The organism is Candidatus Kaistella beijingensis (assembly GCF_020084865.1).
Lineage (GTDB): Bacteria > Bacteroidota > Bacteroidia > Flavobacteriales > Weeksellaceae > Kaistella > Kaistella beijingensis.
In genome coordinates this window covers 94,243-107,459 of record NZ_CP071953.1, presented here as the reverse complement: position 1 = coordinate 107,459, position 13,217 = coordinate 94,243, and the positions used below count along the sequence as shown (strand labels likewise).

At 33.5% G+C, this 13,217-nt stretch carries 15 protein-coding genes; 2 read left to right on the top strand and 13 right to left on the bottom strand.

Going from position 1 to position 13,217, the window contains the following annotated elements; translation table 11 throughout:
* The first annotated feature begins 113 nt into the window (after positions 1 to 113).
* A complete protein-coding gene (locus tag J4771_RS00460; RefSeq protein WP_224135529.1) occupies positions 114 to 761 on the top strand; it encodes a LolA family protein in 648 nt (215 codons plus the stop codon).
* A gap of 67 nt (positions 762 to 828) precedes the next feature.
* A complete protein-coding gene (locus J4771_RS00455; RefSeq protein WP_224135528.1) occupies positions 829 to 2,283 on the top strand; it encodes an LptF/LptG family permease in 1,455 nt (484 codons plus the stop codon).
* Positions 2,284 to 2,355: 72 nt separating this feature from the next.
* Here the strand turns inward: J4771_RS00455 and J4771_RS00450 are convergent, their stop codons facing one another.
* The 13 genes from J4771_RS00450 to J4771_RS00390 form a co-directional block, all read right to left on the bottom strand.
* On the bottom strand, positions 2,356 to 2,925 hold the full coding sequence (locus J4771_RS00450; protein ID WP_224135527.1) for a glutathione peroxidase: 570 nt from the start codon (positions 2,923 to 2,925) through the stop codon (positions 2,356 to 2,358).
* An 11-nt stretch (positions 2,926 to 2,936) separates the two neighbouring features.
* Positions 2,937 to 3,599 carry an outer membrane lipoprotein-sorting protein gene (locus J4771_RS00445; RefSeq protein ID WP_224135526.1) on the bottom strand — a complete coding sequence of 221 codons (663 nt, stop codon included), beginning with the start codon at positions 3,597 to 3,599 and terminating at the stop codon, positions 2,937 to 2,939.
* A gap of 98 nt (positions 3,600 to 3,697) precedes the next feature.
* Entirely contained in the window at positions 3,698 to 4,429 is a 732-nt protein-coding gene (kdsB, locus tag J4771_RS00440; RefSeq protein WP_224135525.1) for a 3-deoxy-manno-octulosonate cytidylyltransferase, read from the bottom strand.
* Entirely contained in the window at positions 4,426 to 4,893 is a 468-nt protein-coding gene (locus tag J4771_RS00435) for an RES family NAD+ phosphorylase (protein WP_224135524.1), read from the bottom strand. The genes kdsB and J4771_RS00435 overlap by 4 nt, the downstream gene beginning before the upstream one ends.
* An 8-nt stretch (positions 4,894 to 4,901) precedes the next feature.
* Positions 4,902 to 5,378, bottom strand: a complete 477-nt coding sequence (gene parS, locus J4771_RS00430; RefSeq protein WP_224135523.1) for a type II RES/Xre toxin-antitoxin system antitoxin — start codon at positions 5,376 to 5,378, stop codon at positions 4,902 to 4,904.
* Between the two features lie 61 nt (positions 5,379 to 5,439).
* Positions 5,440 to 6,693, bottom strand: coding sequence for a pyridoxal phosphate-dependent aminotransferase (locus J4771_RS00425; RefSeq protein WP_224135522.1), 1,254 nt, complete (start codon positions 6,691 to 6,693; stop codon positions 5,440 to 5,442).
* Positions 6,694 to 6,845: 152 nt separating this feature from the next.
* Positions 6,846 to 8,564 carry a phospho-sugar mutase gene (locus J4771_RS00420; RefSeq protein ID WP_224135521.1) on the bottom strand — a complete coding sequence of 573 codons (1,719 nt, stop codon included), beginning with the start codon at positions 8,562 to 8,564 and terminating at the stop codon, positions 6,846 to 6,848.
* A 104-nt stretch (positions 8,565 to 8,668) separates the two neighbouring features.
* Positions 8,669 to 9,370 carry a GIN domain-containing protein gene (locus J4771_RS00415; RefSeq protein ID WP_224135520.1) on the bottom strand — a complete coding sequence of 234 codons (702 nt, stop codon included), beginning with the start codon at positions 9,368 to 9,370 and terminating at the stop codon, positions 8,669 to 8,671.
* Positions 9,370 to 10,368 (bottom strand): DNA adenine methylase, encoded by a 999-nt coding sequence (locus tag J4771_RS00410; RefSeq protein WP_224135519.1) that lies wholly within the window; start codon positions 10,366 to 10,368, stop codon positions 9,370 to 9,372. The genes J4771_RS00415 and J4771_RS00410 overlap by 1 nt, the downstream gene beginning before the upstream one ends.
* 2 nt (positions 10,369 to 10,370) lie before the next feature.
* Positions 10,371 to 10,589, bottom strand: coding sequence for a helix-turn-helix domain-containing protein (locus J4771_RS00405; RefSeq protein WP_224135518.1), 219 nt, complete (start codon positions 10,587 to 10,589; stop codon positions 10,371 to 10,373).
* 51 nt (positions 10,590 to 10,640) lie between these two features.
* Positions 10,641 to 11,255 (bottom strand): restriction endonuclease, encoded by a 615-nt coding sequence (locus tag J4771_RS00400; protein WP_224135517.1) that lies wholly within the window; start codon positions 11,253 to 11,255, stop codon positions 10,641 to 10,643.
* A gap of 52 nt (positions 11,256 to 11,307) precedes the next feature.
* Positions 11,308 to 12,426, bottom strand: coding sequence for a hypothetical protein (locus J4771_RS00395; RefSeq protein WP_224135516.1), 1,119 nt, complete (start codon positions 12,424 to 12,426; stop codon positions 11,308 to 11,310).
* Positions 12,426 to 13,217 (bottom strand): DNA methyltransferase, encoded by a 792-nt coding sequence (locus J4771_RS00390; RefSeq protein WP_224135515.1) that lies wholly within the window; start codon positions 13,215 to 13,217, stop codon positions 12,426 to 12,428. The genes J4771_RS00395 and J4771_RS00390 overlap by 1 nt, the downstream gene beginning before the upstream one ends.

Genomic DNA, 13,217 nt, shown 5'->3' with positions numbered 1-13,217 from the left:
AATTTTTAATCCAAAAAATAAAAAAGAATGAAATCGCCAAGATTAGTTTATACCCAAAATTATTGTGGAAAAAGGCGATTGAATATGACCCTTAAAAACAATAAATTCTACCTATGAAAAATATATTGAAGAAAGTTACTCTTGGAATCTTCGCCTTAGGAACGGCTGCAAGTTTTTCTGCGCAGAAAGTTGACGCTAAAGCAAAGTCGATTTTAGATGCGGTTTCTAGCAACTACAAAGCAAAAAACAACGTTTACTTTAAATTTGTTTACGGAACAGGAAACGGAAAGAACGTAACTAAAACAGAACCGGGAATTTTTTATTCAGCAAAAAACAAATACAAGCTGAAAATTATGGGAACAGAGCAGATTTTCGACGGAAGCAAAATTTATAACATTTCGGCTGAAGACCAAGAAGTTACCGTTGCAAAACCAACAGGAAACGAGCAAATGTTTTCCCCTTTAAATTATATCGAAGAATATAAAAAAGGCTACAACGTAAAATATGTTGGAAAAGTTCGTGTAAATGGTGTCAATACTGATTATATCAAACTTTCACCTACAAAAAACAACGGCATCAAGGAAGTAAATCTTTTTGTAAATACGGCGAAAAATCAATTGGTAAAATTGGAGCAGTTTTCAACGGATAATTCTGTATCAGTAATCGCAATCAGTGATTATCGGGAAAATCAAAATTTGAGTAACTCCATGTTTAGTTTTGACAAAGCGCAGTATAAAAATTATATTGTAACGGAATTATAAAATTTAATAATAAAATAGAAAAGTCACAGAGAGAAATCTTTTGTGACTTTTTTGTTAAATTTGACCCATGATAAAAAAACTCGACGGCTACGTCATCAAGACTTTTTTCGGTCCGTTTCTTTTTATTTTCAGCGTGCTGTTTTTCATTTTCGTGGTAAACATCATTTGGATTCGATTGGCGCAGTTCACCGGGAAAGGTTTGAGTTATTGGGAAATTTTGAAACTGCTTTCCTATCTCTCCGCGATTGTCGTACAGTTGGTTCTTCCGCTCACGGTTTTACTTGCAGCAATTATGACTTTCGGAGATTTTGGGGAACGGTATGAACTCGCCGCGATGAAAGCCGCCGGAATTTCTTTAACCAGGATTATGATGCCGCTTTTTGTGGTAACTGTTGGTTTTTCCGTTTTTCTATTTTTCTTTTCGAATAACGTCATACCCGATTTCCAGCGGAAGGCAAAAAATATGCTCTATAATATTGCAGCCACAAAACCCGCACTGAATTTTACACCTGGGCAATTTATTCAGCAAATTCCGGGTTACAGCGTGAAGTTTGATAAAATTTCTGGGGAAAACGGCGAGAATTTGGAAGGTGTTTTCATTCACAAAATGGCCAATTCTTTTGAAAGCCAACAATCCATCGTTGCAGAAAAGGGGAAATTTGTTCCAGCAACAAACCGAAATTATTTGAAGTTGGTTCTTTTCAACGGACATATTTTTGAGGACAATTTAAGCGAAGCGGACTACAACCAAAGACTTAGACAGCCAGATCAGGCAATCAAATTCGACACACTGGTTTCGCATTTTAACATTTCAGAAATCATCAATAAAGCTATTGAAGCTGAAAAAATCACCGATGATTATTCCTTTCAAAACTTTATTGAACTGAACACAACCATTGAACAAGCCAAAAAAGAGAACAGCAATATTATCGGAAACATGAATTCGGAACTCATCAACCAAACCAATACCTATGTAACCTATGTTGATAATACAAAACCGAAAAGTCCTGTTGTTGCTCCCCCAAAGTTCGGTAATCAAAAACAGGAGAAAAAGCAAGAAATGCTTTACTCCGCTTATAATAAAATTGATGGTCTAAAAGAGGCTGCACTTGGAAAAGACGAGCAGCTGAAAGGTTTACACGCTTATTATTCCCGAGTAATAATTTACCAGCAAAGAATTTTTGCCTATTCGGTAACCTGCTTGATTTTCTTTTTAATCGGCGCTAGTTTGGGCTCTATCATCAGAAAAGGCGGTTTAGGATTACCAGTTGTGATTGCTATTGTGGTTTTTATTATTTTCTATGTTCTAAATCTTTCCGTAGAAAATTTAGCTTGGGCAGGAAATATGGACCCTTATCTTGCAGCGTGGTTGCCGAATATGGTATTGTTTCCATTTGGCGCGTGGTTGACTTACAAAGCGTTGACCGATTCGCAGTTATTCGATATTGAAAAATACAAAGCCCTGTTCAAACCGATTTTACAGAGGTTTTCTAAAAATAAAGAACACGCAAGATATCGTTAATCGAAAATCTACAAAATGAAAAAAGTCTGCTGAAAATTTTTCGGCAGACTTTTTTAATTATTTTCCTGAATTTTACTTCAAATATTTTGTAATAGATTCGCTTGTTGGTTTTGTGGTACTGATAAAAGTTTCGATTAATTTACCGTTTTCGTCCAAAAGAAACTTGGTAAAATTCCAAAGAATGGTGGTGTTTTTCACGCCGTTTAAATCCTTTTCTGTTAAATATTTAAAAATTGGTGCAGTATCGTCACCTTTCACAGAAACTTTTGCAGCCATCGGAAAAGTGACGCCATAATTTTTTTGACAGAACGCCCCAATTTCAGCATTGCTTCCAGGTTCTTGCCCACCAAAATTGTTTGCGGGAAAACCTACAACCACTAATTTGTCTTTGTAATCCTTAGAAAGGGTTTCCAAATCAGCATATTGCGGCGTAAACCCACATTCTGAAGCGGTGTTCACGATGAGAATTTTTTTGCCCTTAAAATCTGCAAAGTTAATTTCCTTACCGTCGAGACTTTCAACCTTATAATCGTAAATTGTTTTCATTTGTTGGGTTTTATCTTGTGAGATTTCCTTTTTCTGTTGCGTGCAACTTTGTAGAAAAGCGCCGACTGACAAAAGCATGATGAATATTTTTTTCATTCTTAAAATTTTTAAAACTTAAATGTATTAGCCGGAAAAACTTTGTTGGTTTCAATTTTATTGATGATCATCACGTAATCGCTGTCTCTTTTTGGCGAAGATGACTCAATTCGATACGGCATTAAAAGTGAGCCAACCTGCTTATAATCAGCGTAAACCAAAGTTTCGTCTTTCTTGATTTCCTTCAAAAGCATATAAGTTTTGGTATCGAAATAATAAAGCGTTTTGTTGACATTTTTAGTCAGTTCCACTTTATGACAGTAAATTTCGCCAATTTTCTCTTTTCCTAAATATTTTGCCTCAAAACCTTTGCTTTCCCAATCTATGAAGTCGTTATCAAAACTTTCCGCCACATAATTTGGGTATTCCTGCACTTTGTTTGTCGCATAATTCATCGCGTAACCTTTTTTCCCGTCGAAACCTTCAATTGCGGTTTCTTTTTTATTGATGGTAATCACGGTTTTGGTTAAATTTGGTCGTTGTTGGAAAATTTTTATGGGATATTCGTCGTTCACTCCCAAAGTTACTTTCCCATATAAAACAACGGAATTCAAAAGTTTCCAATTCGTTAAACCGCCCGATAATTCTATGTTTTTGTCGATAATTTCTTTTGCAGTTTGAGCGTTGATGATTACACTAAAAATAACCGCAAACGCTAAAAATAATTTCTTCATTAAATCTTTTCTGTTTAATCGTCAAATATATACTTTTTGAAATAAATTGGATATCACTTCGCTCATTTTACGGAATTTCGTGACTCTAAAAAATCGAATCAAGAGTTCTTTAAAATCGCTCTTGCTTTCTCCAAATCGTCGGGAACATCGATTCCTACACCAACAAAATCGGTTTCAATCATTTTGATTTTCATGCCGTATTCCAAATAACGGATGCATTCAATTTTTTCTGCAATTTCTAATGGTTTTTGTGGAAGTTGTGCAAATTTCAGCAAAGCGTTCTTTCTAAAAGCATAAACGCCGATATGTTTAAAATATTCTGCCTCCACCGAAGTTTCTCGTGGATAAGGAATTACCGAACGGCTGAAATAAAGCGCGAAACCATCATTATCAGTAATTACTTTTACGTTGTTTGGATTTTCAACTTCTTCTTTTTCTTTTAATTTAATTTTTAAAGATGCTAAAGAAATTTCTTCATGAATATCGTCGTTAAAAACAGAAATCAATTGCTTTAATGGTTCCTTTTTCAAAAAAGGTTCATCACCTTGAACATTGATAACGATATCGCAATCGATATTTTGAACGGCTTCAGCAATTCGGTCGCTTCCTGTTTCGTGAGTTCCCGTCATCACAGCATTTCCACCAATTTTCTTGATCTCATCAAAAATAATTTCGGAATCTGTTGCCACGAAAACTTCATCAAACAATTCGGTTTCCACCACATTTTGGTACGTAGTTGCGATCACTGTTTTCTCACCCAAAATCTGCATCAGTTTCCCAGGAAACCTCGAAGCTTCATAACGACCGGGAATGACGGCGATTACTCTCATTTTTTGTATTTTTTTAGCAATTTTTCAAGTCGTTCATCGGGTTCATAATCTAAAACATCAATCAGCTTCACATTTTTAAATTCGGGATGAGTAGTATTGAAAATAACATTGTAATTATCGGGCAAGATCGAAGAAGGAACTTTCAAGCAAAGACTCCGCTGTTCGTCATACCAAGAATCTCCAATTTTTTGCAGTTGATCATAGCTTTCCATACTTCGCCAATCTTTCGGTAGATTTGAGGTGATAATTTGCTCAATATGCTCTTCAGGATGATAGATGACCATTATTTTGTAATCATTATTGAATCCGGTTCCTGTTCGATAAATAATATTTTCTAAAAGTGAAGTTGCAATATTTTCAGAAGCATAAAGAACCAATTTTCCCTTGCTGTTCCACCTTCCTTCAAATCCACTCACTGAAAGCGAATGAGCATATTTATAATGTGCAATCCTAAAAGCAAGCATTGCAAAAATTATAAAGGATAACCTTGTGCCATTCTTTCAAGGCGGTCGATAATCAAATCAACACCACCCGAAGTATTCAGAAAATCAATAGGTTTCTCATCCAAACCCCACATCGGTTTTTGCAGCCAATCATTAAACTCATCAATATTTCCCAAATATTCCTTTCCTAATTCGAAAAGCGAAATTAACTTTAGGAGATGCTCACTGTAATTGGCTTCCAACGATTTATTTTGGTCACGGTAATTACTGATGGTTCTTGGGGAAAGATTGATTACTGCCGCCAAAAATTTTTCAGGCATTTTGATGGATTCTGCAAATGTGTAGAAAACATTAGTATCAATACCTTCTTTTGCCTTCTTCACTAAAGCAAAATCATTCTGCGGAATAAAATGCGTGTAATATGTTCTTCCGTAAGCAACCGCAGGTTCTGAAACCCCCGCCGTTTTTTCAGATTGTTTCCAGGTTTTTGGTTGTTTTGATTTCATCTCAATTGCTTTCTACCACAAATATAGAATTTTTTCCAACGCAAAAACGAATTTTTTCACTTTATTTTAACTTTTCCAAAGCTTTTTCCAGTCTTGGCAACATTTTTTTGATTTCCTCTAAAGACAATCCACCTGCAGAAGCTCTGAACCAAGGCATATTTCGGGAATTTCCAAATGCCGAAAAAGGAACAAGAGCAACTCCCGCTTCTTCAATTAAATAATAAACCAAATCGGAAGAATCTTTGATATGTGTTCCATCAGGTTTTGACTTACCCAAATAATCGAGTTCTACCGTGAGATAAAGCGCTCCCATTGGTTTGATGCTTTCCACGGCGAAACCTCTCGATTTCATATCCTGAATTCCTTCGTGTAAAGTTTCAAGGCTGTCATAAATTTTATTTTTAAATTCATTCACAAAAGAATCCACATTCTCGGTTTGCTCCAAATATACGGAAACGGCTTCCTGTTCAGGTTTTGGCGCCCATGCTCCCACGTGAGTTAAAAGCGATTTCATTTTATCGATAATTTCTCGTGGACCAAAACTCCAACCAACTCTAACTCCTGTTGCTGCAAAACATTTTGAAGTACCGTCAACAAAAATCACATAGTCTTTCAGTTCAGGAAAAAGAGAAACCGGGTTGAAATGTTCTTCATCGAAAGTAAGCATCGCATAAATTTGGTCGTACATCAAATAAAGAGGTTTCTCATTTTCGCCACGTTTTTTGTTTTCTTCTAAAACCAATTTACAAACTTCGGTAAGTTGTTCTTTTGTAAACATCGTCCCAGTTGGGTTCAACGGAGAACAAAGCGCCAACAAAACCGCACCTTCCAAATGAGGTTTTAAATCTTCAGCTGTTGGTAGAAAATTGTTGGAACGCGAAGTTTCTACTTCAATTTTTTCGGCGTTGGTTAAGTATGCATAATGATTATTATTCCAAGACGGAATCGGATAAACTACCTTGTCCCCATCGTCCACAATAGTTTTGAAAGTGGCATAAATCAGCGGTCTAGAGCCACCTGCAATTAAAATTTCTTCGGCAGAATATTCGAGATTCCAACGATTTTTTAAGTCTTTGGAAACTGATTTTCGTAAGGATAAAAGTCCGTTTGCAGGCGGATAATTCGTTAGATTATTTTGATAGGCTTTTTGAATTTCCTCTTTGAGTTCGGCAGGAATCGGATAGATATTGGAGTTTAAATCACCAATCGTAAGATTAGCAATTTCAGCACCTTGAGCCTTTAAATCATTGACTTGATTGCCGATTTTGATGATTTCTGAACCAATTAAATTTTGGGCGAGTTTGGATATTTTCACGTTTACTTTTTATTTACGTTAAAGGCAAATTTAATGAAATTAAATGGTTTTCTATTCTGAAAAATTATAGGAAATAAATAAAATTCGTGCATTCTTGGCGGGAAAAACTTGCCACGAATGCACGAATAAATATTTTAGAATAATTGGAATTTCTAAAGATTCAAATCCGTTTTCACCTTGTCAATTTTTGCTCCCAGAGAAATCACTTTGTCTTTAAAATCTTGCTCTGAAGCAATTTGGTCTTTTACAGAAACGTAGAATTTTATTTTAGGCTCCGTTCCACTTGGGCGAACGCAAACTTTTGTTCCATCTTCCGTGTAATAAATCAAAACGTTGGATTTTGGAATTTCATCCATTACTGATTTTTTGTTTTCAGGAACGTTTAAAGAAGTTTGTTCTTGGAAATCTTTCAACTCAACCACTTTTGAGCCTGCAATTTCTTTCGGCGGATTTTCGCGGAAATCTTTCATCATCTGCTGAATTTCTTCCGCACCTGTTCTACCTTTTCTCACGACGTTGATCAATCCTTCATAATACATTCCCAAATCTTTGTAAATGTCGATCATATATTGGAACATCGAACTTCCATTGGCTTTACACCACGCTGCAATTTCACAAGCTAACAAAATGGAACCGCAAGAATCTTTATCACGCACGAAATCACCCGTCATAAATCCGAAAGATTCTTCACCACCGCAAACAAATTTTTCTTTGCCTTCATTATCGCGAATCATTTTTCCAATCCACTTGAAACCTGTTAAACCCACTTTGCAGTCAACGCCAAACTTTTTAGCGATATCATAGAAAACATCCGAGGTCACAATCGTAGAGCCTATAAATTCCTTTCCTGTGATTTTTCCCTGTTTTTTCCATTGGTCGAGAATGTAGTACGTCAAAATCGTGTTGGTTTGGTTTCCGTTGAGGAGTTGAATTTCGCCATCCAAATTTCTCACGGCAATTCCCAATCGGTCTCCATCGGGATCGGTTCCGATAACGATGTCGCCGTTTGTAATTCTTGCCAAATCAATCGCCATTTCCAACGCTGCGGGTTCTTCGGGATTCGGAGATTCCACGGTTGGGAAATTTCCGCTTGGAATCATTTGTTCCTTCACCAAATCAATTTTCTTGAAACCCGCTTTTCTCAACGCTTGAGGAACGGTCGTGTAAGTTGTTCCGTGAATCGAAGTGAAAACGATGTTCAAATTATCATAACCGATTTTGTCTTTCTGATAAAGCGAATTTTCAATACAGGCATCAATATAAACTTCGTCCTGTTCTTCACCAATCCACTCAATCAAATCATCGTTTCCATTAAACTTAATATCTTCAAATTTTACAGAATACACTTCTTTAATAATGGCATCATCATGTGGCGGAACAATTTGCGCTCCATCATTCCAATAAACCTTGTAACCGTTATATTCAGGCGGATTGTGGGAAGCGGTGAGTACAATTCCCGCATTACATTTTTTGTCTCTCACAGTGAAAGAAAGTTCAGGAGTCGGTCTGTGATTTTTGAAAAGCAAAACCTTTATTCCGTTTGCAGTCAAAACATCGGCACACATTTTTCCAAATTCTTTGGAGTTGTTTCGCACGTCATAGGCAATCGCAACCTTAATCTCTTGATTCGGAAACTGTTGATGAAGATAATTCGCCAAACCTTGAGTAGCCTGTCCCAAAGTGTATTTGTTGAGACGGTTCGTTCCAACTCCCATAATTCCGCGCATTCCGCCCGTTCCGAATTCCAGTTCACGGTAAAAAGAATCTTCCAGTTCATCAGATTCTGTATCAATCCAATGTTGAATTGTTTTTTTTGTTTCTTCGTCAAAAGTGTCTGTAAGCCAAAGTTTTGCTTTTTCTAAAGTGCTCATTTGTTATCTGGTTTGATTGAATTTGATATTGTTTGAGTTGATTTGAAATAGTTTAAAAGGTTCGAGCATCATCAAGCAATGTCAAACTTTCAAACCACTTCAAACTATTGAAGTTCTTTATTCTGTACGTTCGCTGTTTTATCAATTTTAAAGGCACGAATCGGATCGTTGTAATACACAAATTTCGCTGTGTTTTTAATATTTCCTTTCAAAGAATCTTGTACGTTTACCTCTGCATAGTTTGCATTTTTAGAATCTATGTTAAGGTTTTCAATGATCCAGTAAGGTGCGATTAAATTGGCGGTGTCAGCAATTTTGATAAAAGCAACTTTGGTTTTTCCCGTAAAATTGGCGCGGCTTGTATTCAGCATTTCCACTTCTGCTTTTCTCGAGTTTACCGACCCTATAAATTTAGCATTATTTTTTAAATTTAATTTGAAATTGTCGGTTTTTATTTCACTGGAAATGTTCATTTCTACCGAATCGGAAATTGAAATTTTTTCAAGGTTGTATTTGGAGTAAATGGTGACGTTGTAGAAATCCACACCTTGAGTTTCTCGACTTTCTATGATGTTTAAAGTTTTGTCTTTAACCTTGATTTTTAAATTGTTAAGAATATTTGGGTAGGTTTCCACATTCACAAAACTTTTCTCGCCATTTACGTAGAATACACGAAATTTGCCTTCTAAATTAATGTTGGTGAAATCTTCCACAGGGAAATCCTTGCTTTCTATTTTTCCTTTTGGGGAGATTTTGGAGCAGGAGAAAATTGTGAGTAAAAAAAGAAAATAAAGGAAGTTTTTCATCAAAATTTTTCGAGAATATGTAGGAATTCTACAGTTGAATTAGCTTTGTGATTTCTATTTTCTTTTTTATCCGCTCTAAACCTTTGGTAATCTGTGGTAGCTAAATCATATCTGCCATATTTAGAGAGAATATTTTTTATAGTTTCAGAAGCCATTAAACCTTCATTATTATAACTAAGGAAGATATATTTGAAATTGGCATTTTTAATAAGCTCTTCAAAAGAATTTACAACTTCACCCCTTTTACAATATAAAGATCTTTTATACTCCCTTAATCCTGTTTTACCTTTTGGCATAAAATCATCATATTTTGCAATGGTATTTAGTAAATGATAATTAGCCCCATATTCTCTAGCGTTATAAGGTGGATCAAGATAAAGAATATCTCCACTAATACTCTTTATTAATTGATTACTATCTTCATTAAAAACCGAATGTGAATTATCATTTATAGAAAAAAATGCAGGCTCCAAAATCATTTCTTTTTGAGCTGTTTTTTTGAGATGCTTCAAAAATGCACCATAAACGGAGGCAGTGTTAGCAACTTTATCCGCACTTTCTAAAAGAGATGCTAATAAAAAGAAATATAAATCTTCGTTAATATAATTATCTTTTTTCCAATTCTGTATTTTCTGTCTTATTGCATCTATTTTTTTTCCATTATTTTCGGAAAAATATTGTCTTTCAGATTTCCCGTTTTCTGAATATTCTTCGAAAATAAAACCTTCAATTCCTTTTAAAGAATTTAACTCCTCAATAAAAGAAAAATAATCTAAAGGTTCATGGTTTTCAATATAATTCCTATTTAGGACATAACTATAATATTCTAAATCGTTACTAATTATTTTTTTAACTTTTGTCTTAAAATTTCTGCCTACAATACCCGTTCCCGCGAATAAATCACAGAAAATTTTTTCAGATAGATCATTGCCAACAACATTCGTGACTGTATTTGAAATAAAATCTGAAAGTTTATACTTGGAGCCGATGTAATTCATTTCTATTCTCTTTTTTTATTTTTTTCAGAAATTATTTCTGATGGACTTACTTCGAAATATTTGGCTAAATCAACAATATTGCTTTTTATCGGATTAAATTTATCTGATAAAATATTGGATAACTGATTTTTAGAAATCCCCAAACATATTGCAAGTTGAGTGAAATTTTTAATTTCATTCTTCTTCATTAATTCCTTTAATTTTTCCTTATCTACCTGCAAAGTTAATTAAATTTTTATTTTATACAAATATTTTATGAACTTTTTTTTGATTTATTTTTTAAACAATTTTTTTCTAAACTCTATCGGATCATACCAAAAACAGCCTTCACAACCTAACTCGTGATCGTATAAAAGTTCACCTTCTATTACAGAATAATTATATCCCAGTTTTTTTGCATCAAATCTCTGATCTGTTTTCTTACAAACCTTACATGCCTGTCTTTTAGCATCATTTGCTGCTTTACTTAAAGGTTGAAAATCACTCAACACTTGAGTTTTTAGATTCATAACTCGTAAGTCGTTTTTACGACCATTTTTATGATCTACCTCAATTTCTTTATTTGTTTTGTGTGAAGTTCCCAGTATAACACAATTCTGTTTTATTATTACATTTCGAATATCAGTTCGGATTTGCTGTGTTCCTGCTTCTTTTATGTTAATACCATTTAATCTAACTCTATCAATTCTATTACCAGCTGAAATAGTTTTATCAAATTCTATAATATAGGCTTTTGCCAAAGTTCCATCGCTTCTTGCCCAATCCGCACCATTTCCAAATACAAGTCTCGAATATTCACCAATAAACTCTGAAACATCGACCCATCTCGAAAAACCTTTTTCATCAGGTTTAGCCAAATCCAAGAATAATTTATTTTTACTAATCATTTCAGTTTAAATTTTTTACATTTTAAAAAATCATTTTAGTCAATATAAATGATTATTCTATTAATTTGAAATTAACAAGTTTATTATCGGTATCTGTTTCGAAAATATAGACTTTCAAATTATCTAATTTACTTATATTTTCAGCTTTCAATTGCAATTTTGCTTGCTTAATCTCTTCAGACAAATTTTGATACCAATCACTTAAAATACCTAGATCTTTATCTTGAAAAGATAAATATTTAAAATACTTACCTCTTTTTTTTATAGGTAAAATGTTTGCCTCCCTAATTATTAGAATTGGAATTATTTTTTCATAATGCATTTTGTAGGCAGAAATCCACCTTGAATATTCTTTCAGCTGATTATAAATGCTTTTATCAAATACAAATTTATTTTTAAGTTCAATTAATAAACAAAATTGTTTTTCGGTTCCTAAAACTAAATCAAGTTTACGCTCACTAAATGAGCATATTACTTCATTTGAAATAAAGTTTATTTTTCCATTTTGCTGTGGCTCTAAAACAATATTAAGAAGGTCATTATTATTTCCCTCACTAGTAAATAAAATTCTTAAGTCTTCTTCAATTTTGATAATATTGGGGAAATTTCTAATTTTTCTATTTGTAATACCTTCATAAATTTTTTTTTCATTACGTTTTATTATTCCATCTTCATAATTATAATTACTGACATTTTCAAGAATTCTGTTTTCTTGCTCTATTATGTTTTCTAGTAACATAGATTCATAGCTATCTATAGATAAACAACCTCTATTAGCATTAAGTTTCTTGAAAATCCACCCCCATTGCATATTATAAATTGAATGATCTTTAATGAAATCTGGATTTTCCATTACATCCCATTCAGATTTGGCTTTTTCAAAAACTTTATATGGTTCAATTAAAACTCTATAAGTTAGATTCTTGCCTAATTCTTCATGTAAATATTGATTTTCTACTCCTTCATAAAATGGACTATCTTTAACTTTAAAAAAACCAAAAAAACCCTTATTCATCACGTAAAAACAAACATTATCACCCTTTCTAATTCCAGAGATATCTGCCAATGCACCCGATTGATGTGCTGATCCATCTTTACCTGTTCCAGCAAACATGTAATTTAAATGAATTTTAAAAGTTTTTTCATTAACAGTAAAAATATGTGTTGCCATTATTGCTTTTTAAAAACCAAAATATATTCGTGTTTGAAAATATAATAATCACTTTTCATCGCCCTATATTTCCAAATATTATTTGCACCAATCTTCCCGCGATTTCCTTCAATATTTTTTATAATAATTCCTTTTAGCAAAACATCAAAATTTTTCTTCACAAGATGCAACATATAAAAACTCAATGGCAGTATTTCCTTGTTTTTATAAGCATCGCCAATTACGATTGCAAAATACCTCTCTTTTTCCAAAAAATCATATGAAATTTGAATCGAGGTTTTCATTAAAGATAAAAATTCTTCCAATGTTTTTGCATTAGACAAATCCTTTTCGTTATTTGAAAATTTAATAATATCCCAATATGGAGGATGCAAAATTGCCAATTGAAATTTCTGCTTACCAAACTTTCCAAGACCAAAATTTAGATTTTCTGCAGACTGATTTCCATTTGTGGAATCATTTTCTGTGATGAAATATTTTGAAGAATCAGAATCCTCCATATTTTTATTAACATACTCAATAATCTCAGAATTAATGTCAAAACCAATATATTTCCTTTCTAAATTTTCGCACTCAAAAAGTGTTGTTCCGCTTCCCATAAAAGGTTCAAATACAATATCACCTTTTTTTGTAAACCGTTTTATTAATTGTTTCGGAATTTGTGGGATGAAATTTCCATGATAGTGATTTTTATGTTTTCCCGATTTTTCACGTTCATTATAAATCCAAAGACTATCAACATTGATGTCTTCTTCTTTCCATTTGTTGAAATCAATATCGTTAAATTTCAT